The sequence below is a fragment of the Rhizobacter sp. Root404 genome (genome assembly GCF_001425865.1).
GTDB lineage: Bacteria > Pseudomonadota > Gammaproteobacteria > Burkholderiales > Burkholderiaceae_C > LMDS01.
Window position 1 is genome coordinate 1868931 of sequence record NZ_LMDS01000004.1, and the last position, 23426, is coordinate 1892356.

A 23426-nucleotide genomic window follows, 5' to 3' on the forward strand; every position below is an offset into this window, starting at 1 on the left:
TCACGCGCCGGCGTCGCGCCGGACGACCTGGGCGGCCGCGCGCGCGCCCTGGTACATCGCCTCCTCGAACACCGAGTAGCCCGACAGGTCGGTGTGCGCGAAGTGCACGCGGCGCTGCGGCACGGCCAGCGCGCGCAGCGCCGCGCTGCTGCGCACGCCGGGCACCGGCACGCTCATCGCATGGCCGTAGCGCATCAGGTCGATCTGCTTCAGCTTGCCGGGCAGGTCGGGGTGGACGCGCGCCAGGTCGGCGACGACGGCGCCGGCCCAGGTCGACCACGGCTGCTCCAGCAGCCGCGCGCGCGCCGCCGCCAGTTGCGCGGGCGAATCGCCGCCGAGCGCCCAATACGCCGTCAGCACGGTCGGGCCCGGCAGGCTGCGCGTGCTCTGGTGCATCGCGTCGACGTAGCCGAGTGTGGGCTCGGCCCGCGCCGGGTCGTAGACCACGTTGTCCCAGGACAGCGGCGCGCCGGGCCGCTCGTCCAGCGGTTCGCCCAGGTGCAGGTTCGAAACCAGCCACGGCGCATGCGGCACCGCAGCGGCCGCCGTCAACGCGGCCGGCGGCGCGGCGAGCAGCCGCTGCGCAACGAACAACGGCACCGCCATCACAACATGCGCGGCCTGCCAGCGCTCGCTGCGCTGCGCGGCCACGTTCCACAGATCGACATCGACCGCGTCGCGCGCCTCGGTGGCCCGCAGCGCGACGCAACCAGTGTGCAGCCGGTCCCGCAGCGGCTGCGCGAGTTGCCGCGCGAGCCAGGCGTTGCCCTCCGGCCAGGTCAGCACGCCATCGCGCTCCTCCGCCGCGTCACCGGGCGCGTGGAAGCCGTGCCGGCTCGCGAAGTAGTGCAGCCCGGCCCAGGCCGAGACCTGCGCGGCGCCGGCGCCGTAGTCGTCGCGGCAGCAGTAGTCGAGGTACCAGCGCAGCGCTGGCGCGTTCAGGCCCTGCGCGTCGAGCCACGCCGCGAAGGTGACGGCGTCGAGCGCGCCGAGTTGCGCGCTCCAGGTGCTGCGCGCGGTCGGCATCGCGAACGCGCCGTCGGCGCCGGCCGCGTCGACCGCCGCACCGAACCGGCGGTATTGCGCGAGCGTGTCGGCGCGTTGCGCCGGCGGCAGCGCCTCGACCGGCGGCAGCAGCCCGTCGTGCCAGAAGCCTTCGATGTGCAGCCGCTCCTGCGGGCTGTGGCACAGCATCCGTTCGTCGTAGACCGCCCGGCCCTGCTCGGTGCGCCGCACGCCGAGTGCTTCGAGCAGGTCGATCACCTCGACCGCGTGCTCGCCGGGCACCGGCAGGTAATGGGCTCCCAGCGGGCAACGCATGCCGGCGATCGCGTGGCCGCGGCTGTTGCCGCCGGCCGCGTCTTCGAGGTCGAACACATGGACGTCGTCGATACCGGCACGCGCCAGCGCGCGTGCGGCGGCCAGGCCCGACACGCCGGCGCCGACCACGATCGCGCCGACGCGGCGCTGCACGGCCGGTGCGGCGCGCAGCAGCGCGTCCCGATCGCGCACACGGTGCCCGCGCTCCGCGCTCGCGCCGATCCAGCCGCCGCCGTAGGTGGCCGGCGCATCGCGCGTGCAGGCCGCCAGCGGCGCGAGCGCGGCGCCCGCCAGCAGCGTGCGGCGGCGGATCGTCGCGGGCGACGTCACTGGTGCACCTTGCCCCATTCCTCTTCGAAGGTTTGCACCAGCACCTGGTTGGAGAGTCGGTTCACCTCGGTCGGCACGCGCGCCATGTCGAGCGGGAAGTTGAACAGCGTCGGCAGGTCGGCTGGCGACAGGAAGCGCAGGCCGGCGGGCAGCGCGGTCGGCATCCGGAACGGCCGGCGGCTCGCGAGGATGAAGCCCCATTCGCCGAAGCTCGGCACGTGCGCGTGGTACGGCGTGGTCGCGAGGCCCGCGGCCTCCAGCGTGGTCGCGACGGTCCAGAAGCTCTTGCGCGCGATCAGCGGCGAAGTCGTCTGCACGACCGCGTAGCCGCTCGCCGTGAGGTGCTGGTCGAGCAGGCGGTAGAAGCTCGAGGTGTAGAGCTTGCCGATCGAGAAGTTGGTGGGGTCGGGGAAGTCGACCACGATCACGTCGTAGCGACCCGCGTCCTGCTCGAGCCAGCCGAACGCATCGGCGTTGACGATGTGCACCTTCGGCGACAGCAACGCATCGCGGTTCAACTGGCGCAGCAGCGGCTGGATCGAGAACAGCTGCGTCATGCGCGGATCGAGCTCGACCAGCGTGACGCGTTCGACGCTCGGGTACTTGAGGATCTCGCGCGCCGCCATGCCGTCGCCGCCACCGAGCACCAGCACCTGTTTCGGCGCCCCGTGTGCCGCCATCGCCGGGTGGACCAGCGCCTCGTGATACCGGTACTCGTCGCGCGAGTGGAACTGCAGGTTGCCGTTCAGGAAGAGGCGCACGCCCTGCGGGCTGGCGGTGACGACGACGCGCTGGTACGGGGTCGATTCGCTGAACAGCACGGTGTCGGCATAGAAGCGGTCCTCGGCCCAAGTGGTCACGTGGTCGGCCGCGGCGAATGCGGCGAGCAGCGCGGCGATCGTCGCGGCGCACGCGAGCGCGTGCGCGCCCAAGCGGCGCAGCTCGCCGCGGAACAGCAGCAGCGCCCAGACTGCCACCGCCGCGTTCATCAAACCGAACAGCGCGCCGGTGCGGATCAGCCCGAGGTGCGGCACCAGCAGCAGCGGGAACGCGACCGCGACCGCGAGCGCGCCCAGGTAGTCGAAGGTCAGCACCTGCGAGACGAGCTTGCCGATGCCGCCGTGCTGGTGGCGCCGCAGGATGCGCATCACCAGCGGGATCTCCAGCCCGACCAGGATGCCCACCAGCAGCACCAGCGCGTACAGCGCGAAGCGGAACGAGCTGCTCGCGAGCGACTGCAGCGCGAACAGCGCCACCGGCATCAGCCCACCGACGAGACCGACCAGCAGTTCGATGCGCAGGAAGTGCGCGACCAGCTGCCGCTCGAAGAAGCGCGACAGGTACGAACCGACGCCCATCGCGAACAGGTAGGCGCCGATCACGGTCGAGAACTGCAGGATCGAGTCGCCCAGCAGGTAGCTCGCCAGCGTGCCGGCCGCGAGCTCGTAGACCAGCCCGCAGGCCGCGACGACGAAGACCGACGCGAGTAGCGCGACCTCGGCCGGGCGCGGCGCTGGATTCACCCGTGGACCGCGGCCGCGACGATCAGCCCGATCGCGATGCACATCGCGCCGACGACGATGGCCAGCGCGACGTTCTTCTTCTCGACGATCTCGCTCCACAGGTCGTAGGGCGTGAGCTTGTCGACGATCACGAAGCAGATCCAGAAGATCGCCACGCCGATCAGCGCGTAGAGGATCGAGCCGGCGACCACGCCGGGCTTCAGCCATTCAATTCCGTTCATCGCGAACCTCCTGTCGAAACATGTGAACCTACTTGTGGCCGCCGCCGCTGGAGAAGCCGCCGAACGAACCGCCGGTTCCGCCGTAGTAGCCGCCGCCGCTGCGGTTGCTGTTCAGGCAGTTCTGGTACTCGGACGAGGCCGCGCCGAAGGTGCTGCGCACCTCGTCGCAATTGGACGACCTCCCCCCGCGGCTGCAACGGAACAGCATCAGCACGACGATCACGACGAAGGCCCAGAAGAAGATCTTGGCGAGCAGCGACGCACCGTTCAGCGACGTCGGCAACGCATCGCGCTGCAGCGCGGCGCTCTTGTCGGGCGCGAGGCGGAAGGCCTTCAGCACCGTCTCGGCCGACAGCGTCTCGCCGCCCGACCAGACCACCTCCTGCGTCGCACCGTCGCCGGTCTGCTCGCGGTTCAGGCGCTTGGCGCCGGCACTGCCGGTGCCCTGGTAGTCGCTGTTGAACGTGCGCTGGTTGCGCGTGACCTGCCAGTAGAACTCGCCCAGCACGTAGGTGACCATGCCGGTGTAGTCGTAGAGCTTGCGGTAGGTCGCGCCCTGGTAACTCACGACCTGCCCGCTTCCGGACGGCACGCCGGTCAGCGGCGCGGTCCAGCTCCAGCCGTCCTGCGCGTCGACCAGGAACGCGAAGCCTTCGGTGCGGTGGTACAGCAGGTACTCGCGCCAGAAGGTCTGCTCATCGCCTTCGCCCTGGTCGACCTCGCAGCGCTCGGCGTAGCCGACCACCTGCCACGGCAGCACCGCCTTGCCGAGCGCGAGCGTGCCGGTGCTGCCGAGCGGGATCTGCGGCTCGCTGCCGTTGGCCTGCGCGTAATGCTGCAGCGCGCCGCCGACGCCTTTCGACACGTCGACCACCGCATGGCACTGGGTGCAGACGATCGATTGGGTCGTCGCGAGCTTGATCTCGAGCGCGGTGCCGCAGCTCGGGCATTCGACGGTCTTGCCCTTCAGCGTCTTCTCGGTCGCGTCCGCGAGCCCGGTCAGCGCGAGCTCGCTCAACGCGACCGAGCGGCCGATCGACCAGCCGGGAGCGTCGCGTTCGCTGTAGTCGAGCGTGCCGACCTCGCCGCGGGTGTTGCGCAGGTCGGCGACGACGAAGCTGCCGGCCCCGTTCGGCCGGCGCGGCAGCTCGCCCTGCGCGGCCAGCAGCGTGGCGCTCGTGATCGACGCGACCGACCACGCCTGCCCTTCCACCTGCACCGGTGCGCCGGCGCGCAGGCTGCCCGCCGCCGGCGCCGGGGCGGCCAGCGGCGCGTCGAACGCGATCACGTAGCGGCCGTTGTCCTCGCTCAGCCAGCCGGACTTGCCGCTGTCGAACAGCACGTGCCATTCGTTCCACGTGCCGTCGCTGTAGCGGTACTGCAGTCGGCCGACCAGCGTGAACGCCGCGCCCTGGTAGGTGCCGGCGGCGCCCAGCTGCAGCGGCGAGAAGTCGTCGAAGACCTCGGCGCTCTCGCCGATCTTGCGCAGCGCGTCGCCCTCGCGCACGACCGTGCTCTTGCAGAAGCTGCAGACGGCGAACGCCGACGCCGCCGATCGAAACTCGACCGGCGCGCCGCAGTTGGGACACGCCGCGCGGTAGGCGCGCTGCGGGGACGGTTCGGTGGCCAAGTGGGCGCTGGCCAGGTCAGACGAGCTTCTTCAGCAGCTCCGCCTTCTTCGCGTCGAACTCGTCCTGGGTCAGGATGCCCTTGGTCTTGAGTTCGCCGAGTTTCTCGAGCGTGGCCATCACGTCCTCGGGCTTCACGCCCACCGCCGCGGCAGCACCGGCGGCCGCAGCCGGCGCCCCGGGCGCATTCGCGCTCAGGCCCTGGCCGAGCTGCTGGGCCATCACCTGGCCGAGCGCGACCCCGGCGCCCAGGCCCATCGCGTCGCCGACCACGCCGCCGCCGTTGGCCGCCCCCTCGGCGAACTTCGGGATCGCCTGCGCGGTCTGGTACTGCATGAACTTGCCCATGTCGCCGCCGACCATGCCCATGCCGATCTTCTGGTCGAGGATCTTCTGCAGCTCCTCGGGCAGCGAGACACTCTGCATCGTCACGCTCTCGAGCTTGAGGCCGAGCGCGGCGAACGACGGCGCGGTCGCGTCGAGCAGCGCCTTCGCGAACTCGACCTGGTTGGCCGCGAGGTCGAGGAACGCGACGCCGCTGGAGGCCACCGCATCCGAGATGTGCTGCAGCATCAGCCCGCGCAGTTGGCCGTCGAGGTCGGCCACGGTGTAGGTATCGCGCGTGCCGGAAATCTCGGTGTGGAACAGCTTAGGATCGGCGATCCGGTAGCTGTAGTTGCCGAACGCGCGCAGCCGCACGGCGCCGAAGTCCTTGTCGCGGATGGTCACCGGCTGGGTCGTGCCCCAGCGCTGGTCGACCTGCTGGCGCGTGCTGAAGAAATAGACGTCGCTCTTGAACGGGCTCTTGAAGAGCTTGTCCCAGTTCTTCAGGTAAGTCAGGATCGGCAAGGTCGCGGTCGTCAGCGTGTAGCGGCCGGGGCCGAACGCGTCGGCGATCTTGCCCTCGTTGACGAACACGGCCATCTGCGACTCGCGCACCGTCAGCGAGCCGCCGTTCTGGATTTCGCGGTCCTCCATGGGGTAGCGCCACGCGAGCGTGCCGTCCCCCGTCTCCATCCACTCGATGATGTCGATGAACTGTTTCTTGATGAAATCCATCAGCGCCATGGCAGATCGCTCCTCCAGAACCCCCGGGGATCCGGGTGCGGCGAATAATACGCCGGAGCCTCCTTTTTCAACCCCCTGCAACGGGTGAGTCCGCATGCCTGAAACCCCACCCGTCACAGCGCTCCACATCGCGGTCATCGGCGCCGGCCCGGTCGGCCTGGCGCTCGCGCTGCAAGCGGCGCGCGCGCTGCCCGATTCGCAGGTGACGCTGTTCGACGCACGCCCGGTCGACAAGGACGTGTCCGGCGACCCGCGCACGCTGGCGCTGTCGCTCGGCAGCGTGCAGCTGCTCGAGCGGCTCGGTGCCTGGCGCGCCGAGCTGGCGCAGCCAATCCTCGAGGTCCACGTGTCGCAGCAGCCGCCGTCGATGCTGCCGCTGCCGGGCCGGCTGGCCGATCTGCTGGGCGAGCCCGAGCTGCGCATCCGCGCGGTCGACGAGGCGGTGCCGCTGCTCGGCGCGGTGCTGAGCTACGGCAGCATCGTGGCACCCCTGCAGCAGGCCTGGCTGGCAGCCGAGGCCGCGGCGCCGAAGCGCCTGCACAGCCGCTTCGGCCAGCCGGTCGCGGCGCTGAAGAACCTGGAGCATGGGGTCGAGGTCGATGCCGGCATCGCCGAGCGCTTCGACCTGGCGATCGTCGCCGAGGGCGGCGTGTTCACCACCGATCCGTCGCGGCAGCTGGTGCGCGCGACCGAGCGCCCGTCGATCCGGCACGACTACCGCCAGACCGCGTGGGTCGGCCAGGTGACGTTCGAGGACGACGCGACGCGGGCCAAGGGCGTCGCGTTCGAACGCTTCACGCGCCACGGCCCCGCCGCGCTGCTGCCGCTGAAGGCCGGCGGTGCCGGCCTGGTCTGGTGCGTGCCGACCGACGACGACCCGGTGCGCGAGCTCGACGCGGCGCAGCGCGTGACCGTGCTCAACAGCATCTTCCACCCGGCCGCGGGCCGGATCGCGTCGGTCACGCCGCTGAAGGACTTCGCGCTCGGCCTGAGCGCCGAACGCACATTGACCGAGGGCCGCACGGTGCGCATCGGCAACGCCGCGCAGACACTGCACCCGGTCGCCGGCCAGGGCCTGAACCTCGGGCTGCGCGACGCGTTCGAGCTGGTGCATGCGCTGGCGCGCAACCCGGATGTCGACGCGGTGCTGCGCCGCCTCGAATGGCAGCGCGGCCCGGACCGCTGGGCGATGATCGCCGCGACCGATTTCCTCGCCCGCAGCTTCACCTGGAAGCTGCCCGGCGCCGGCGCGGCGCGCGGGCTCGGCCTCGCGGCGCTGCAACTGCTCGGCCCGGCGAAATCGGCGCTGGCGCGGCAGATGATGTTCGGGCGCCGCTGAGCGGCGCCGCGCGCGATCAGGTGATCACGGTCGGCGCGTCGCGCCCGGTGCGCGCCTTGATGCCGGCCAGCCGGTCGGCCAGCGCAATCAGCGGCGCCAGCGCCTTCTGGGTCTCGACCGCGTGCTGCGCCGGGTCGGGCTCGAAGCGTTCGAGGTAGACCCGCAGTGTCGCGCCCTCGGTGCCGGTGCCGGACAGCCGGAACACGATCCGCGAGCCGTCGGCCAGCCCTATGCGGATGCCCTGCGCGCTGCTGACCGAGCCATCGACCGGGTCGGTGTACGAGAAGTCGTCGGCGCTCGCGATCGTCGCGCCGTCGATGACCTGGCCGGGCAGCGTCGCGAGCGACTCGCGCAGGTGCGCGACCAGGCCGTTCGCCGCCGCGCTGTCCACACCTTCGTAGTCGTGGCGCGAGTAGTAGTTGCGGCCGTAGGTGCGCCAGTGGTCGCGCAGGATCGTCTCGACCGACTCGCCACGCACCGCCAGGATGTTGAGCCAGAACAGCACGGCCCAGACGCCGTCTTTCTCGCGCACGTGGTCGCTGCCGGTGCCGGCGCTTTCCTCGCCGCACAGCGTGACCTGGCCGGCATCGAGCAGGTTGCCGAAGAACTTCCAGCCGGTCGGCGTCTCGTAGCAGCGGATGCCGAGCTTCTCGGCGACACGGTCGACCGCGGCGCTGGTCGGCATCGAGCGTGCGACGCCCTTCAGCCCGGCCGCGTAGCCGGGCACGAAGTGCGCGTTCGCGGCCAGCACCGCGAGGCTGTCGCTCGGCGTCACGATGAAGCGGCGGCCGACGATCATGTTGCGGTCGCCGTCGCCGTCGCTCGCGGCGCCGAAATCAGGAGCGTCGCTGGCAAACATGACCTTGATCAGGTCTTCGGCATATGTGGGGTTCGGGTCCGGGTGGCCGCCACCGAAGTCGGGCAGCGGCACGCCGTTGATCACGCTGGCGGCCGGTGCACCGAGGCGCCTGATGAAGATCTCGTGCGCGTAGGGGCCAGTGACCGCATGCATCGCATCGAAGCAGAGGCGGAACGCCCCGCCGCGCAACAGCGCGCCGATGCGCTCGAAGTCGAACAGCGACGCGAGCAGGTCGGCATGGTCGGCGACCGAATCGATCACGACGACCTGCATCGCGCCGACCTGGCTGCTGCCCTGCGTGCCGAGGTCGACATCGGGCGTGTCGGTCGTCAGGTAGCGCGCGATGCGCTGGGTGTTGGCGTAGATCGCCTCGGTGATCTTCTCGGGCGCGGGACCGCCGTTGCCGGTGTTGTACTTGATGCCGAAGTCGCCGTCCGGGCCGCCGGGGTTGTGGCTGGCCGACAGGATGATGCCGCCGAACGCCGCATGCTTGCGGATCACGCAGCTGGCCGCCGGCGTGGACAGGATGCCGCGCTGGCCGACCAGCACGCGGCCGAAGCCGTTGGCCGCGGCCATGCGCACGATCGTCTGGATCGCCACGTCGTTGTGGAAGCGGCCATCGCCGCCGACGACCAGCGTCTGGCCCTGGAAGCCTTCGAGCGCGTAGAAGATGGACTGCACGAAGTTCTCCAGGTAGCCGGGCTGCTTGAACACCTCGACCTTCTTGCGCAGGCCCGAGGTTCCGGGGCGCTGGCCGGCGATCGGCGCGGTCGGCGTGGTGATGAGGTTCATGGGCAACTCTCCAGGTGAGCGGTCATTGTGCCGGCGCCGCGCCGACGCTGCGGGTCACGCGCCGAGCTTCAGGAACAACTCGCGGTCCGGCGCGAAGTTGGCATAGAGCGGCAACAGCGCGCCGCCCATCGCGCGCGCATCGGAACCGATCGTCCCCTCGAACACCTGCGGGCGCGCGACGCCCTCCCAGCTGTACTGGTCGAGGGCGTGGTTGATCGCGGTCAGCGTCGCGCGCAGCAGCTCGCGACTGAACGAACCGTCGACGATCACGCCGTCGAGGTCTAGCAGGCAGGCCGCGCTGTTGGCGGCCAGCGCGACAGCCGGCGCCGCGTCGCGCAGCCAGCGCTCGGTGTGCGGCCACCAGGGCTTGTGCATCGCGCGGGCATCGATCACGGCGTTCACGTCGAGCGCGGCGGCGGCGAAGCGGGCTTCGAGGTTGACCAGCGACGCGTGGCTCAGCAGCTGGTCCGGCGCGTGCGCACGTCCGGCGGTGGCCAGGCCGAGCGGCAGCGAGCCGACGGCCCCGGCGTTGCCGCTCGGCCCGGCGCGCAGCTGGCTGTCGATCACCAGGCCGCCGCCGATGAAGGTGTCGAAGAACACGTAGAGGAAGCTGCGGATGTTGCGGCCGCGCCCGGACACCAGCTCGGCGACGCAGGCGGCAGCGGTGTCCTTGACGAATCCGACCGGCAGCTCGGTCATCGCGGCGATGCGCTCGCGCATGTCGATGCCCGCCCACTTGGCGGCCTGTGCGCGGTCGATGCCGAGCACGTCGTGCCAGCCTTCGAGCGACAGCGGCGCGGCGACGCCCACCCCGTGCAGCCGCCCGCGCAGCTTGACCGGCAGGCTCAGTGTGAGGTGGCGCAGGCGCGCCTCGATCTCGGCGAACAGCGTGTCGGGGTCGGGGAATTCGTAGTCGAGCGACAGCCGCTCGCGCACCTGGCCGGTGAAGTCGAGCAGCAGCATGTCCATGCTGCGCCGCCCGATCTTGATGCCGATCGAGAACGCGCCGTCGGGGTTCAGCGCCATCGGCACCGAGGGCTGGCCAACCTTGCCGCGCACCGGCTCGAGCTTGGTGACGAGGCCGTCGGCCTCGAGCCGCGCGATGATGACCTGCACCGTCTGCGCGGTCAGGCGCGTCAACCGCGCGATCTCGGCCTTCGGCACGCTGCCGTGCAGCCGGATCGCCTGCAGCACGACGCGCTCGTTGAACTGGCGCATGCCGACATGGTTGGACCCCCGAGGCCGCAACCTGCTCTCGGCGCCGGCAGCGCTCATCACGCCAGGCACTCGGCCGGCAGCTCGTCTGCGCGCTTCGCGCCGGTCATCACCGCGACGGTGTCGCTCATGCTGATCGTCTTGGGGTTGACGATGCAGGCGCGCTTGCCCAGGCGGGCGATGTGGATGCGGTCGGCGATCTCGAAGACATGCGGCATGTTGTGGCTGATCAGGATGACGGGCAGGCCCTTGTCGCGGACGCGGCGGATCAGCTCCAGCACCATGTTGCCTTCCTTGACGCCGAGCGCTGCGGTCGGCTCGTCGAGGATCACCACGTGCTGCGCGAACGCGGCTGCGCGCGACACGGCGACGCATTGTCGCTGCCCGCCGGACAGCGTCTCGACCGCCTGCGTCATCGAGCGGATGCCGACCTTCAGGTCGTTCATGCGCGCGACGCTTTCCTCCAGCATCTTCTTCTTGTCGATGATGCGCAGCAGCTTCGCGACGAAGCCGCTCTTGATGATCTCGCGGCCGAGAAACAGGTTCTCGGAGATCGACATCGCCGGCGCGACCGCCAGATCCTGGTAGACCGTCTCGATGCCTTCGCGGCGCGCGTCGGCGGGGCTCTTGAAGTGGATCACCTTGCCGTCGAGCTTGATCTCCCCTTCGTCGGGAATCGTCGCGCCCGACAGCGCCTTGATCAGCGAGGACTTGCCGGCGCCGTTGTCGCCGATCACCGCGAGGATCTCGCCGGCGCGCAGTTCGAAGTCGGCGCCGTCGAGTGCAGTGACCTGGCCGTAACGCTTCACCAGGCCGCGGGCTTCCATCACCAGTGGGGAAGACTTGTTCGGGGTGCTCATCAACGTGCTCCCTTGCGTGAAAGTTGGTCGGTGGTGACGGCCAGGATCACGAGGACGCCGGTGATCAGCACCTGGTAGACCGAGGACACGCCCATCAGCGTGAGGCCGTTGCGGAACACGCCGACGATCACCGCACCGAGCAGCGAGCCGAGGATGATGCCGCGCCCGCCGAACAGGCTGGTGCCGCCGAGCACGACCGCGGTGATCGCGTCGAGGTTCTCGGTCTGCCCGGCGTTCGGGTCGCCGACGCCGGTGCGCGCCACCGACAGCAGCGCCGCGATGCCGTAGAACAGGCCGGCCAGCACGTAGACGCCGAGCAACACGCGGTCGGTCGCGATGCCGGTCAGGCGGGTCGCTTCCGGGTTGTTGCCGACCGCGTAGACATGGCGGCCAGGCTGCGTGTCACGCAGGCCCCACCACATGAACGCGTACATCATCAGCATGAAGATCGTGCCGTAGTTGACCGCGGCACTTCCGAGCGAGACGGTATTGCCGAAGAAGGTCATCGCCGGCGGCAGGTCGGTGATGGTCTGCGCGCCCGAGTACAGCTGCGTGATCGCGAACGCGATGTTCATCGTGCCGAGCGTGACGATGAACGGCGGCAGCTTGATGCGCGTGACCAGCAGCCCGTTCAGCAGCCCGAAGGCCATGCACGCCAGCAGCCCGCAGACGATCGCGAGGTAGGCGTTCATGCCCGCGCCGACCGCGAGCTTGGTCATCACGATCCCGCCCAGCGCCATCACCATGCCGCAGGACAGGTCGATGCCCGCGGTCAGGATGATCAGCGTCTGGCCGATCGCGATCGTGCCGACCACCATCACCTGCTGCAGGATCAGCGAGAAGTTCTGCACCGACAGGAAGCGGTCGCTCTGCGTCGAGAAGAAGATCACCGCCAGCAGCAGCGCGATCAGCGGGCCGAGCGTGGCGATGGGCGGCAACTTCGAGGTCTTGGAATCACTCATGGGGGCGGCTCCGTGGGGTTGACGGGCGGGCGCCGCTTACTTGTTGCCCCAGCAGAGATCGGTGCCGACCTTGGTGTCCTTGCCGTCGACGCCGGCCATCGGCTTGTCGGTGATCAGGGTCACGCCGGTGTCGGTGTAGCCCTTGACCTTCTTGCCGGCCTTCGCGTACTCGATGCCGGCCTCGACGCCCATCGAGGCCATCTTCAGCGGGTACTGCTGCGAAGTCGCGGCGATCACGCCGGCCTTGACGTTCTTGACGCCGGCGCAGCCGCCGTCGACCGAGACGATCACGACGCCCTTCTCCTTGCCCGCCGCCTTCAGCGCCTGGTAGGCACCGGCCGCGGCCGGCTCGTTGATCGTGTAGACGACGTTGATGTCCGGGTTCTTCTGGAGGCAGTTCTCCATCGCGGTCTGGCCCTTGGCCTGGTCGCCGAAGCTGTCGGCCATGCAGACGATCTCGGCGCTCTTGCCGAGCTCGTTGCTCTTGGCGTCGGGCGCCTTCAGGCCGTAGCCGGCCATGAAGCCGTTGTGGCGCTGCGCGCCGACCGGGTGGCCGGGGAAGAGGTCCAGCGTGGCGATCTTCGCCGGCTTGCCGGCGAAGTTGGCAAGAACGGCGGCCTTGGCGTACTGACCGATCAGCTGGCCGGCCTTGTAGTTGTCGGTCGCGAACAGCGCGTCGGTCGCCTCCATCGGGTCGGCCGGGCTGTCCAGCGCGATAAACATCACGCCCTGCGCCTGCGCCTTCTTGATCGCCGGCACGATCGCCTTCGAGTCGTTCGGCGTGATCATGATCGTCTTGGCGCCGCCGGCGATCATGTTCTCGATCGCCGTGACCTGCCCGGCGTTGTCGCCGTCGACCTTGCCCGCGGCGGTCAGCAGCTTCGCGCCCTTGGCGGTGGCCGCCGCCTGCGCGCCCTCCTTCATCTTGACGAAGAACGGGTTGGTGTCGGTCTTGGTGATCAAGCCGATCACCGGCTGGTCGGCGGCGCTGGCGAGCGTGCACGCGGCAGCGAGCGCGAGCAGGCTAAGGGCGGGGCGCGAGAAGGAAATGGCGGTCGAGGTCATGGCGGGTCTCCTGAGGGGTGTTTCTGGGATCGGTGTAGCTTCATTGTCGGTACTCTCTTTTAATAAATCAACTTGATTTATTAATGGAAAACCCGAATGGCAGATGTCGGCGCGGCGCGCGAAGCTGACGCCCGAATTCACTCGGAGACACACCCATGCTGATGATTTGCGGCGAGGCGTTGTTCGACGTCTTCCAGGGCGCGGACACCCCCACCGGCATGACGCTGGATGCGCGCGTCGGCGGTTCGCCGTTCAACCTCGCGGTCGGGCTGGCCCGCCTCGGCCAGCCGGCCGCCCTGTTCACCGCGATCTCGACCGGCTTCGCCGGCGAGCGCCTGATGCGGGCGCTGGTGGCCGAGGGCGTGGACACCCGCGCCGTCGCCCGCACCGACGACCCGACGACGCTCAGCCTGATCGGGCTCGATGCGCACGGCGTGCCGAACTACGCGTTCTATGGCGAAGGCGCGGCCGACCGCAACGTCACCGCCGGCCACCTCGCCGCGGTGGCGGGCGGCGTCGCACTGGTCCACCTCGGTTCCTACGCGACGGTGGTCGAGCCGGTCGCGTCGACCCAGCGTGCGCTGGTCGAGCGCGAGCGCGCCCGCGGCGCGCTGATCGCATACGACCCGAACATCCGGCTCAATGTCGAGCCCGACCTCGCCCGCTGGCGCGACCAGCTCGACTGGATGCTGCCGCGCACCGACCTGCTGAAGATCAGCGACGAGGACCTCGGGCTGCTGCTGCCCGGCACCGGCATCGACGCGTTCGCGGCGCGCGCGCTCGCCGCCGGCGTGCGCCTGGTCGTCGTGACGCGCGGTGGCGAAGGCGCGGTCGGCTGGGCCGGCGGCGCACGGGTCGAGGCGGCGCCGGTGCCGGTGGAGGTGGTCGACACGGTCGGTGCCGGCGACACCTTCCAGGCCGCGCTGATCTGCTGGCTCGCCGAGCACGGCGCGCTGACGCGCGCAGGGCTGCAGGCGCTGCCGGCCGACAGCCTGCGCGCGGCGCTGCAATTCGCCGCGCGCGCCGCGGCGATCACCTGTTCGCGCCGCGGCGCCGACATGCCGCGCCGCGCCGAGCTGGGCTGAACCGGCGCGCTACGGCCGCGGCAGGCGCAACTCGGCGATCACCGGCCGGTGTTCGGACGCCTCGCCGCCGCCGACCGTGCAGGCCGCCACCTCGATGCCCTCGCTGACCAGGATGTGGTCGATGCGCAGGAACGAGCGGCCGATCCGCAGCGCCTGACCGTAGGTGAACCCGTAGCCGCGCCCGGCGGCCGAGTGCGCGTCGCGCAGGCCGGTCGCGAGCAGCGTCTGCACGACCGGCGATGCCTCGGGCGCGTTCAGGTCGCCGGCGACGATGCGCGGGCGCTGCGCCGGGCCGAGTTGCCGGGCGAGCAGGCGCGCCTGGTCGAGGCGGTCCTGATAGTTGCGTCGCCATTCGTCGGCGCCGTCGAGTCCCTCGCGCCGCGCGGCGTTCAGGCCGCTACGGGGTGAATCGAAGTGGACCGTGACGAGGTCCACGTCGACACCGTCGACCCGCACCGTGCACTGGAGCGTGCCGACGTCGTCGCCGCGCACCTCGAGCCGTCCGGCCCGGCAATCGCGCAGCGGGTAACGGCTCGCGATCACGTATTGACCGACGCGGTGGCGCTCGCGCGCGCCGAACAGCGCGGCATCGTCGGCGACGCGCGGCGCCGCCAGGGGATGGGCGTCCTGCGCGAGCACGATGTCCGGGTCGTGGCGGGCGATCTCGGCGGCGAGGCGGCCGAACCCCTCGGGCTGCAGGCCGGCCCGGTACGCCTTGATGTTGTAGGTCATCACCCGCAGGGCCGGCACGCCCGCGGCCGGTGCCGGGTTCCAGACCCAGCCCATCGTCAGCGTCGCCACCAGCACGAGCGTGCCCAGGCTGGCCAGGATCCAGCGGCGGCCGCACGCGAGCGACAGCAGCACCGCCACGCCGGCGAGTGCGAGCCACAGCGGGTACGGTGCGTAGCGGGTGAGTTCCAGCCACCAGGGGCTGACAGGGCTCAGGCGCTGCGCGAGGGTCAGCGCCACGAGGCCGGCGATCACCAGCGCAACGGCGGCGCGCGACAGCCGCGCGACCGGGCCGGGCCGGCGTGGAGGCGGGGAGGTCAAGGGGGAAATTCGGGGCAATGGACGAGGGGCCGCAGCTTAGCCGAGCGGGCGCAGGGCGTCGCGGATACTCGCCAGCATGTCGTCCCTCGTGTTCTTCAAGTTGCTCGCGATCTTCGTGATCGTGGCGATCGGCTGGATCGTCGGCAAGCTGCGCTGGCTCAGCCCGGCGGACGCCGAAAGCGGCGCGCAGGCCGATCCGGCGCGCGTGCTGGCGAACGCCGCGTACTACATCTTCGTGCCGGCGCTGCTGTTCCGCACCACCGCGCGGATCGACTTCCACGCGATGCCCTGGGACACGCTGATCGCGGTGTTCGTGCCGCTGGTGCTGATGCTGCTCGGCGTGTATGTCGTGATCAAGCGGCGCAACCGCGCCGGCACGCTGCCGCCGGCCGCGCCGGCGGTGCGCGCGATTACCGCCGCGTTCGGCAACACCGTGCAGGTCGGCATCCCGATGGCGGCGGCGCTGTTCGGCGAGCGCGGGCTGCAGATCCACCTCGCGATCGTCAGCCTGCACGCGCTGGTGCTGCTGACGCTGTCGACGGCGCTGGTCGAGCTCGATCTGGCGAAGGCGCAGCGCGTGCTCGGCGGCGAGGCCCCGCATCTGGCGAAGACGCTGCTCGGCACCGCGCGCAACACCGTCATCCACCCGGTCGTGCTGCCGGTGTTGATCGGGCTGACCTGGAACGCGCTCGGCTTGCCGATCCCGACCGTGGCCGACGAGATCCTGGCCACGCTCGGTCAGGCGGTGGTGCCGCTGTGCCTGGTGCTGATCGGCATGTCGCTCGCGTATTACGGCGTGCAGGGCGCGGCCCGGGCGGCGCTGGGACTGTCGGCGCTGAAGCTGCTGGTGCTGCCCGCGGTGGTGCTGCTGATCGCGCACTGGGGCTTCCACCTGAACGGCCTGCCGCTGACGGTGATCGTGATGATGGCCGCGTTGCCGATCGGCAGCAACGCGCTGATCTTCGCGCAGCGCTACCGCACGCTCGAGGGCGAGGTGACGGCCGCGACGGTGTTCTCGACGCTCGCGTTCGTCGCCGTCGCGCCGGGCTGGCTGGTCGTGCTGGGGTGGCTGCAGCGCTGAGCCTGGCCGGCGGATTGCTAGGGGGAACACCAGCATGGTGCGCAAATCGCCCCGCCTATCATTCAGCCCGCTCCCACGAGGAGCGCTCGTCGCCCCCATCTTCCGGAACCACCCCATGACACTCCGCGGCTTCACTCTCTCCACGCTCGCAGCTGGCGTGCTGCTCGCCGGTACCGGCGCGGCCTTCGCGGCCAAGACCCTCGTGTACTGCTCCGAGGGCAGCCCCGAGGGCTTCAACCCGCAGTACTACACGACCGGCACGACCTTCGACGCGGTTTCGGTGCCGATGTTCAACCGCCTGGTCGAGTTCGACACCGGCACGACCAACATCGTGCCGGGCCTGGCCGAGAGCTGGACTGCCGCACCCGACGGCCTGTCCTACACCTTCAAGCTGCGCAAGGGCGTCAAGTTCCATTCGAGCGCCAAGTTCACGCCGACCCGCGACTTCAACGCCGACGACGTGCTGTTCTCGTTCAACCGCATGGCCGACCCGGCGATCCCGAAGACCACGCCGGGCGTGACCTACGCGTACTTCGACGACATGGACATGAAGAACATCGTCGACAAGGTCGAGAAGGTCGACGCGATGACGGTCAAGTTCGTGTTGAAGAAGCCGGAGGCGCCGTTCATGGCCAACATGGCGATGGACTTCAACTCGATCCTGTCGGCCGAGTACTTCGACAAGATGAAGGCCGCCGGCACGCCCGACGTGATCGATCGCGAGCCGATCGGCACCGGCCCGTTCACCTTCGTCTCGTACCAGAAGGACGCGGTCGTGCGCTACAAGGCCTTCGACGCGTACTGGGGCGGCCGCCCGAAGATCGACAACCTGGTCTACGCGATCACCACCGATGCCTCGGTGCGCTACGCGAAGCTCAAGACCGGCGAGTGCCACGCGATGGCCTTCCCGAAGCCGGCCGACGTCGCGCTCATGAAGAACGACCCGAACATCAACCTGGTGCAGAAGAACGGCTTGAACGTCGGCTACATCGCGTTCAACGTCGAGAAGAAGCCGTTCGACAACAAGCTGGTGCGCCAGGCGCTGAACATGGCCGTCAACAAGAAGGGCATCCTCGACGCGGTGTTCCAGGGCGCCGGCGCCGTCGCCAAGAACCCGATCCCGCCGACGCTGTGGAGCTACAACGACAAGGTCGTCGACTACGCCTACGACCCGGTCAAGGCCAAGGCGCTGCTCGCGCAGGCCGGTGTGCCGGCCGGCACCGAGGTCGACCTCTGGTACCTGCCGGTCACGCGCCCGTACAACCCGGACGGCAAGCGCATGGCCGAGCTGATCCAGTCGGACTGGGAGAAGGTCGGCATCAAGGCCAAGCTGATCACCTACGAGTGGGGCGAGTACCGCAAGCGCAGCAAGACCGGCGAGCAGCAGTCGATGATGTTCGGCTGGTCGGGCGACAACGGCGACCCGGACAACTTCTTCGTGCCGCTGCTCGGCTGCTCGGCCGTCAAGGGCGGCGGCAACGTCGCGCGCTGGTGCAACAAGGACTTCGAGGACCTGATTCAGAAGGCCAAGCTCGCGACCAAGCAGGCCGACCGCGCCGCGCTGTACGAGAAGGCGCAGGTGATCGCGAAGGAAGAAGCGCCGTGGATCACGATCGCCCACTCGGTGCGCTTCGACCCGATCCGCAAGGAAGTGATCGGCTACAAGATGGACGCGACCGCGCACCACTACTTCAACAAGGTCGACCTGGCCGACAAGTGAGCACGCTGCGCTGAGGGCGATTCCCCTTGTTCACCTTCGTCCTCAAGCGCCTCGGCCTGGTGCTGCCGACCTTCATCGGCATCACCTTGCTGGTGTTCTCGCTGATCCGGCTGCTGCCCGGCGACCCGGTCGAGGCGCTGTCGGGCGAGCGCGGAATGGACCCGGCGCGCTACACGCGGCTCCTGCACGAGTTCGGCCTCGACCGGCCGCTGCCGGTGCAGTACGCCGACTACGTCTGGAAGGCGCTGCACGGCGACCTGGGCCTGTCGACCATCACGCACGAATCGGTGTTCCGCGAGTTCATCGCGCGCTTCCCGGCGACGATCGAGCTTTCGGTCTGCGCAATGCTGCTGGCGCTGCTGATCGGCCTGCCCGCCGGCATCATCGCGGCGATCAAGCGCAACACCGTGTGGGACTACTCGGTGATGGGCGCCTCGCTGACCGGCTTCTCGATGCCGATCTTCTGGTGGGGGCTGCTGCTGATCCTGACCTTCTCGGTCTGGCTCGGCTGGACGCCGGTCTCGGGGCGCATCGCGATCCAGTTCGACATTCCGCCGGTGACCGGCTTCATGCTGATCGACTCGCTGCTTTCCAGCGACAAGGGCGCGTTCAAGAGCGCCGTCTCGCACCTGATCCTGCCGGCGATCGCGCTCGGCACGATCCCGCTCGCGGTGATCGCGCGCATGACGCGCTCCAGCATGCTCGAGGTGCTGCGCGAGGACTACGTGCGCACCGCACGCGCGAAGGGTGCGTCGACCTTCCGCATCGTCGGCATCCACGCGCTGCGCAACGCGCTGATCCCGGTGATCACGACGATCGGCCTGCAGGTCGGCACGCTGCTGGCCGGCGCGATCCTGACCGAGACGATCTTCTCGTGGCCCGGCATCGGCAAGTGGCTGGTCGAGGCGATCGGGCGGCGCGACTACCCTGCGGTTCAGGGCGGGCTGCTGATGAGTGCGAGCGTGATCATTGGGGTCAACCTGATCGTCGATGTGCTGTATGGCGTGATCAATCCGCGGATTCGGCATCACTGACCGGCATGACTGACTCCTTGCATATGTCGGAGCGGCAAAGGCGCGGGCGGGTGCGCTGCGCCGCGCCACGGAGGCGGTCATCGCTGCGCGATGACTGCTCTGCGCTGCTCGGGCGCGTGGCCTCCTCGCCAACTCACTGCGCTCACTTCGTTCGCTCCGTTCAAACAGGCGCTCGGAGGTCAGATTACGAAGCGCGCTGCGCGCGCGGCCACACGCCCTGCGCTGCTCGACGCCTCCCAGGCGCGGCGCAGCGCACCCGCCCGCGCCTTTGCACCACACGTGGTAGCTCTTCTAACGCAAAGCTCAGGTGGTGGTTGTCGCGGCAGGCGGCACCCGGCAGGGGCGATTTGGGTGGCGGTGAGGAGCGCAGCTTCGGGGCCCGCGCGCGCAGCGCGCTTCGTCAACTGACTTCGGAGCGCATGTTTGAACGCAGCGACCGCAGGTCGCGAAGTGAGTTGGCGACGAGGCCCCGGAGCGAGCACCGCAACGCAGTCGACGCGCAGCGGCGACCGCCACCGAATGAGCCCCTGCCGGGTGCCGCCTGCCGCGACGCGAAGCGCTCCAACAAGACAGCAGCAGCATGAGCGCCGTCCTCAATCAAGCACCCCCGTCTCCATTCGCCGAACTCTGGCGCGACTTCCGCCGCAACCGCGGCGCCATCGTCGGCCTGGCGGTGATCGTCGCGCTGCTGCTGTGCGCGCTGCTGGCCGACGTGATCGCGCCCTACTCGCCGAAGGAACAGTTCACCGACGCGGTGCTCAAGCCGCCGTCGACCCAGCCGATCGGTGGCCACGTGTTCCTGCTCGGCACCGACCCGGTCGGGCGCGACCTGCTCTCGCGGCTGATCCACGGCACGCGGCTGTCGCTGCTGATCGGGCTGGTGTCCGTGAGCCTGTCGCTGAGCCTGGGCGCGCTGCTCGGGCTGCTCGCCGGCTTCTTCCGCGGCGGCGTCGAGTTCACCATCATGCGGCTGATGGACATCATGCTCGCGCTGCCGAGCCTGCTGCTCGCGGTGGCGGTCGTCGCGATCCTCGGGCCGGGGCTGATGAACGCGATGTACGCGATCGCGATCGTGATGCTGCCGCACTTCGTGCGCCTGACCCGCGCCGCGGTGATCGGCGAACTCGCGAAGGACTACGTCAACGCATCGCGCATCGCCGGCGCGAGCCGCGCCCGGCTGATGTTCGACACGGTGCTGCCGAACTGCGCGGCGCCGCTGATCGTGCAGGCCACGCTCGGCTTCTCGACCGCGATCCTCGATGCCGCCGCGCTCGGTTTCCTCGGCCTGGGCGCGCAGCCGCCGACGCCGGAGTGGGGCTCGATGCTCGCCAGCGCGCTCGAGTTCATCCAGAGCGCATGGTGGGTCGTGACCCTGCCGGGCCTGGCGATCCTGGTCTCGGTGCTCGCGTTCAACCTGATGGGCGACGGCCTGCGCGACGCGCTCGACCCGAGGTTGAAGCGATGAGCGCTCCGCTGCTGGAGGTCGAGAACCTCGGTGTCTCTTTCGGCGCGTTCAAGGCGGTCGACGGCGTCAGCCTCACGGTGAACGCCGGCGAGGTCGTCGGCATCGTCGGCGAATCGGGCTCGGGCAAGAGCGTGACCGCGCTGGCGCTGATGGGGCTGATCGACGAGCCGGGCAAGGTCGGCGCGACGCGCCTGTCGTTCGACGGCCGAGACTTGCTGACGATGCGCGAGAAGGACCGCCGCCAGATGCTCGGCCGCGACATCGCGATGATCTTCCAGGACCCGATGACCAGCCTGAACCCGTGCTTCACGGTCGCGTTTCAGCTGATCGAGACGCTGCGCATCCACGAAGGCGGGTCGGGCAAGGCGCTGCGGGCGCGCGCGCTGCAGCTGCTGCGCGATGTCGACATCCCCGACGCCGAGCGCCGCCTCGACGCCTACCCGCACCAGCTGAGCGGCGGCATGAGCCAGCGCGTGATGGTGGCGATGGCGATCGCCTGCAACCCGCGCCTGCTGATCGCCGACGAGCCGACCACCGCGCTCGACGTGACGATCCAGGCCCAGATGCTGGCGCTGCTGCTCAAGCTGCAGCGCGAGCGCGGTATGGCGCTGGTGCTGATCACGCATGACCTCGGCGTCGTCGCCGAGGTAGCGCAGCGCGTGCTGGTGATGTACGCCGGCCAGGTCGTCGAGACCGCCGCGGTGCCGCAAATCTTCGAGGCGCCGCGCCACCCGTACACCGAGGCGCTGCTGTCGGCGCTGCCCGAGCACAACATCGGCCAGCGCCGCCTGCGCTCGATGGGCGGCATGGTGCCGGGCGCGTTCGACCGACCCGCCGGCTGCCTGCTGGCGCCGCGCTGCGCGTACGTCAAGGACCGGTGCCGCACCGAGCCGCCGGCACTGTACGGCGCGCCGGGCGCGCAGGCGCGCTGCTTCTATCCGCTGCAGCCGACGACGGGGGTCCCGGCATGACCGACGACACCACGGTTCTCGAGGCGCGCGAGCTCAGCAAGCACTACCCGGTGTCCACCGGCTTCATGAAGCCGAAGGCGCTGGTGCGTGCGCTCGACGGCGTCTCGTTCACGCTGGCCGCGGGGCGCACGCTCGCGGTCGTCGGCGAGTCGGGCTGCGGCAAGAGCACGCTGGCGCGGCAGCTCACGATGATCGAGCCGCCGACCGGCGGGGCGCTGCTGATCGGCACCGGCGGCGGCGCGCGCGCCGACGTGACCCACGCCGACGCGGCGACGAAGAAGGTCCTGCGCCAGCAGGTCCAGATGGTGTTCCAGAACCCGTTCGCGAGCCTGAACCCGCGCAAGAAGATCGGCCTCGCGCTCGAGGAGCCTCTGGTCATCAACACCACTGACGGCAAGGCCGAGCGGCGCGACAAGGCGCGCGCGATGATGGCCCGCGTCGGCCTGCGGCCCGAGCACGACGCGCGCTACCCGCACATGTTCTCCGGTGGCCAGCGCCAGCGCATCGCGATCGCGCGCGCGCTGATGCTGCAGCCGAGCCTGGTCGTGCTGGACGAGCCGGTCTCGGCGCTCGATGTGTCGATCCAGGCGCAGGTGCTGAACCTGCTGATGGACCTGCAGGACGAGACCCGCGTCGCCTACGTGTTCATCTCGCACAACCTCGCGGTCGTCGAGCTGATCGCCGACGAGGTGCTGGTGATGTACCTCGGCAAGGTCGTCGAGCAGGCGCCCAAGACGACGCTGTTCGCGACGCCGCGGCACCCGTACACGCGCGCGCTGCTCGCCAGCACGCCGCGCATCGACAAGGCCGCGCGCCAGCAGCGCCAGGTGCTGAGCGGCGAGCTGCCGTCGCCGCTGAACCCACCGAGCGGCTGCGCCTTCCACAAGCGCTGCCCTTACGCCGTCGAGCGCTGCCGCGTCGAGGTGCCAGTGCTGCAGGACCTGGGCGGCGGCCAGCAGGTGGCCTGCCACCGCGTCCACGAGCTGGGCTGACGCGCGCGTTCAGCGCCGCGGCTTGCCGCGCCAGAGTGGGCGCGGCTCCGGGCGCGCCGCCGGGTGGGCGCGCGTGGCGAGCAGCGACGCGCCGAGGTACAGCCCGTTGACCAGCCGGCTCGCCCGCTCCACGCTCATGCCGGGCCAGCCGGCGATGTCGCGCAGCGCCACCGTCTCGCGGCGCAGCCGCTGCGCCGCGGGGCGCAGCGCACCGCTGAGCGCCACGCCGTCGTCCGCCGGGTCGCGCAACGCGCGGTAGGCCGCGGTGCCCGAGATCTCGGCCAACAGCGTGGCGCGCGGGCCCGCCAGCGCCAGTTGCCACAACAGCGGCGCGAGCACGCGGTAGTGCGCGGTCTGCGCGACGCGCTCGTGCATCCAGTGGCCTGGCGGTCGCACGCCCGGCGGTTCGGTACCGATCAGGCGGAGCTGGGCCAGCGCGTCCGTGGCCGCGTCGGCGAAATCGCGCGGCGAGTGGTAGAGCTGCTGCTGCGGGAACACCGTGACCGGCCAGACCAGCCCTTCGTAGTCGAACAGCAGCAGCGCCGGCTCGCGGTGCCGCACGCAGGCGGCCACGACCTCGAGCAGGTCGGTGCTGCCGCCATCGGCGTCCAGCCGGCGCAATTCGGCCATCAGGGTCGTCGGCAGCACGGTCGGACGACTCAGGCCGGCGAAGCCGCTGCCACCGTTCAATTCGCGGACGCGCTCGAATTCACTCACACGCCAGAGCGTGGATTCCTCAAAATCGCGCATGCCTCATGCTGCCCGCCCGGGCCACGAACGCGTTCGAAGATGTAGCGCCCGGGTTGTGCAGGTCGGGCCCCGGCCAACATATCGGAACATCTCCAC

20 protein-coding genes are annotated in these 23426 nt (G+C 70.1%); 8 read left to right on the forward strand and 12 right to left on the reverse strand.

The features are described from left to right. From ASC76_RS13005 to ASC76_RS13025, 5 genes are read right to left on the reverse strand one after another with little or no spacing between them, the layout of a single operon-like run. Complete coding sequence (locus tag ASC76_RS13005; RefSeq protein WP_371262117.1) at positions 1–1650, reverse strand: FAD-dependent oxidoreductase; 1650 nt, start codon at positions 1648–1650, stop codon at positions 1–3. Further along, complete coding sequence (locus ASC76_RS13010; protein ID WP_371262118.1) at positions 1647–3215, reverse strand: polyamine aminopropyltransferase; 1569 nt, start codon at positions 3213–3215, stop codon at positions 1647–1649. The genes ASC76_RS13005 and ASC76_RS13010 overlap by 4 nt, the downstream gene beginning before the upstream one ends. Continuing rightward, positions 3170–3394 carry a DUF350 domain-containing protein gene (locus tag ASC76_RS13015; protein WP_056466275.1) on the reverse strand — a complete coding sequence of 75 codons (225 nt, stop codon included), beginning with the start codon at positions 3392–3394 and terminating at the stop codon, positions 3170–3172. The genes ASC76_RS13010 and ASC76_RS13015 overlap by 46 nt, the downstream gene beginning before the upstream one ends. A 28-nt stretch (positions 3395–3422) precedes the next feature. Beyond that, positions 3423–5024 carry a DUF4178 domain-containing protein gene (locus ASC76_RS13020; RefSeq protein ID WP_056466278.1) on the reverse strand — a complete coding sequence of 534 codons (1602 nt, stop codon included), beginning with the start codon at positions 5022–5024 and terminating at the stop codon, positions 3423–3425. 16 nt (positions 5025–5040) lie between these two features. After that, positions 5041–6090: an SPFH domain-containing protein gene (locus ASC76_RS13025; protein ID WP_056466281.1), complete on the reverse strand. Its 1050-nt coding sequence runs from the start codon at positions 6088–6090 to the stop codon at positions 5041–5043. A 94-nt stretch (positions 6091–6184) separates the two neighbouring features. Between ASC76_RS13025 and ASC76_RS13030 the strand changes: the two genes are divergently transcribed. Beyond that, complete coding sequence (locus ASC76_RS13030; protein ID WP_056466285.1) at positions 6185–7429, forward strand: FAD-dependent monooxygenase; 1245 nt, start codon at positions 6185–6187, stop codon at positions 7427–7429. A gap of 16 nt (positions 7430–7445) precedes the next feature. Here ASC76_RS13030 and ASC76_RS13035 read toward each other — a convergent pair whose 3' ends face one another. From ASC76_RS13035 to ASC76_RS13055, 5 genes are read right to left on the reverse strand one after another with little or no spacing between them, the layout of a single operon-like run. Continuing rightward, complete coding sequence (locus ASC76_RS13035) at positions 7446–9080, reverse strand: alpha-D-glucose phosphate-specific phosphoglucomutase (protein ID WP_056466288.1); 1635 nt, start codon at positions 9078–9080, stop codon at positions 7446–7448. A 54-nt stretch (positions 9081–9134) separates the two neighbouring features. Beyond that, positions 9135–10298 (reverse strand): ROK family transcriptional regulator, encoded by a 1164-nt coding sequence (locus ASC76_RS13040; RefSeq protein WP_235580425.1) that lies wholly within the window; start codon positions 10296–10298, stop codon positions 9135–9137. A 56-nt stretch (positions 10299–10354) separates the two neighbouring features. Further along, entirely contained in the window at positions 10355–11155 is an 801-nt protein-coding gene (locus ASC76_RS13045) for an ATP-binding cassette domain-containing protein (protein WP_056466292.1), read from the reverse strand. Then, a complete protein-coding gene (locus tag ASC76_RS13050) occupies positions 11155–12117 on the reverse strand; it encodes an ABC transporter permease (RefSeq protein WP_056466295.1) in 963 nt (320 codons plus the stop codon). The genes ASC76_RS13045 and ASC76_RS13050 overlap by 1 nt, the downstream gene beginning before the upstream one ends. Positions 12118–12153: 36 nt before the next feature. Beyond that, complete coding sequence (locus ASC76_RS13055) at positions 12154–13182, reverse strand: sugar ABC transporter substrate-binding protein (RefSeq protein WP_056466298.1); 1029 nt, start codon at positions 13180–13182, stop codon at positions 12154–12156. A gap of 155 nt (positions 13183–13337) precedes the next feature. On the opposite strand from ASC76_RS13055, the gene ASC76_RS13060 reads away from it, so the two are divergent. After that, positions 13338–14267: a carbohydrate kinase gene (locus ASC76_RS13060; RefSeq protein ID WP_056466301.1), complete on the forward strand. Its 930-nt coding sequence runs from the start codon at positions 13338–13340 to the stop codon at positions 14265–14267. A gap of 9 nt (positions 14268–14276) precedes the next feature. On the opposite strand, the gene ASC76_RS13065 is transcribed toward ASC76_RS13060, so the two are convergent. Next, positions 14277–15317: an endonuclease/exonuclease/phosphatase family protein gene (locus ASC76_RS13065; RefSeq protein WP_056466303.1), complete on the reverse strand. Its 1041-nt coding sequence runs from the start codon at positions 15315–15317 to the stop codon at positions 14277–14279. A gap of 76 nt (positions 15318–15393) precedes the next feature. Here ASC76_RS13065 and ASC76_RS13070 point away from each other — a divergent pair, with 76 nt between their 5' ends. The 6 genes from ASC76_RS13070 to ASC76_RS13095 all read left to right on the forward strand — a co-directional run bounded on the left by ASC76_RS13070 (position 15394) and on the right by ASC76_RS13095 (position 22580). Continuing rightward, positions 15394–16398: an AEC family transporter gene (locus ASC76_RS13070; RefSeq protein ID WP_056466306.1), complete on the forward strand. Its 1005-nt coding sequence runs from the start codon at positions 15394–15396 to the stop codon at positions 16396–16398. Between the two features lie 115 nt (positions 16399–16513). Beyond that, positions 16514–18118, forward strand: a complete 1605-nt coding sequence (locus tag ASC76_RS13075; protein WP_056466308.1) for an ABC transporter substrate-binding protein — start codon at positions 16514–16516, stop codon at positions 18116–18118. 26 nt (positions 18119–18144) lie between these two features. Then, entirely contained in the window at positions 18145–19152 is a 1008-nt protein-coding gene (locus tag ASC76_RS13080; protein WP_056466311.1) for an ABC transporter permease subunit, read from the forward strand. Between the two features lie 580 nt (positions 19153–19732). Further along, positions 19733–20617, forward strand: coding sequence for an ABC transporter permease subunit (locus tag ASC76_RS13085; protein ID WP_056466314.1), 885 nt, complete (start codon positions 19733–19735; stop codon positions 20615–20617). Next, positions 20614–21588, forward strand: a complete 975-nt coding sequence (locus ASC76_RS13090) for an ABC transporter ATP-binding protein (RefSeq protein ID WP_056466317.1) — start codon at positions 20614–20616, stop codon at positions 21586–21588. The genes ASC76_RS13085 and ASC76_RS13090 overlap by 4 nt, the downstream gene beginning before the upstream one ends. Continuing rightward, positions 21585–22580, forward strand: a complete 996-nt coding sequence (locus tag ASC76_RS13095) for a dipeptide ABC transporter ATP-binding protein (RefSeq protein WP_056466321.1) — start codon at positions 21585–21587, stop codon at positions 22578–22580. The genes ASC76_RS13090 and ASC76_RS13095 overlap by 4 nt, the downstream gene beginning before the upstream one ends. 9 nt (positions 22581–22589) lie before the next feature. On the opposite strand, the gene ASC76_RS13100 is transcribed toward ASC76_RS13095, so the two are convergent. Beyond that, a complete protein-coding gene (locus ASC76_RS13100; protein ID WP_056466324.1) occupies positions 22590–23330 on the reverse strand; it encodes a hypothetical protein in 741 nt (246 codons plus the stop codon). Between the last annotated feature and the right edge of the window lie 96 nt (positions 23331–23426).

Excerpts from the sequence above, each read along its gene's own strand:
- ASC76_RS13015 (WP_056466275.1), bottom strand. The coding sequence starts at position 3,394 with ATGAACGGAATTGAATGGCTGAAGCCCGGCGTGGTCGCCGGCTCGATC.
- ASC76_RS13025 (WP_056466281.1), bottom strand. The coding sequence starts at position 6,090 with ATGGCGCTGATGGATTTCATCAAGAAACAGTTCATCGACATCATCGAG.
- ASC76_RS13030 (WP_056466285.1), top strand. The coding sequence starts at position 6,185 with ATGCCTGAAACCCCACCCGTCACAGCGCTCCACATCGCGGTCATCGGC.
- ASC76_RS13035 (WP_056466288.1), bottom strand. The coding sequence starts at position 9,080 with ATGAACCTCATCACCACGCCGACCGCGCCGATCGCCGGCCAGCGCCCC.
- ASC76_RS13040 (WP_235580425.1), bottom strand. The coding sequence starts at position 10,298 with ATGCGCCAGTTCAACGAGCGCGTCGTGCTGCAGGCGATCCGGCTGCAC.
- ASC76_RS13045 (WP_056466292.1), bottom strand. The coding sequence starts at position 11,155 with ATGAGCACCCCGAACAAGTCTTCCCCACTGGTGATGGAAGCCCGCGGC.
- ASC76_RS13050 (WP_056466295.1), bottom strand. The coding sequence starts at position 12,117 with ATGAGTGATTCCAAGACCTCGAAGTTGCCGCCCATCGCCACGCTCGGC.
- ASC76_RS13055 (WP_056466298.1), bottom strand. The coding sequence starts at position 13,182 with ATGACCTCGACCGCCATTTCCTTCTCGCGCCCCGCCCTTAGCCTGCTC.
- ASC76_RS13060 (WP_056466301.1), top strand. The coding sequence starts at position 13,338 with ATGCTGATGATTTGCGGCGAGGCGTTGTTCGACGTCTTCCAGGGCGCG.
- ASC76_RS13070 (WP_056466306.1), top strand. The coding sequence starts at position 15,394 with ATGTCGTCCCTCGTGTTCTTCAAGTTGCTCGCGATCTTCGTGATCGTG.
- ASC76_RS13075 (WP_056466308.1), top strand. The coding sequence starts at position 16,514 with ATGACACTCCGCGGCTTCACTCTCTCCACGCTCGCAGCTGGCGTGCTG.
- ASC76_RS13085 (WP_056466314.1), top strand. The coding sequence starts at position 19,733 with ATGAGCGCCGTCCTCAATCAAGCACCCCCGTCTCCATTCGCCGAACTC.
- ASC76_RS13090 (WP_056466317.1), top strand. The coding sequence starts at position 20,614 with ATGAGCGCTCCGCTGCTGGAGGTCGAGAACCTCGGTGTCTCTTTCGGC.
- ASC76_RS13095 (WP_056466321.1), top strand. The coding sequence starts at position 21,585 with ATGACCGACGACACCACGGTTCTCGAGGCGCGCGAGCTCAGCAAGCAC.
- ASC76_RS13100 (WP_056466324.1), bottom strand. The coding sequence starts at position 23,330 with ATGCGCGATTTTGAGGAATCCACGCTCTGGCGTGTGAGTGAATTCGAG.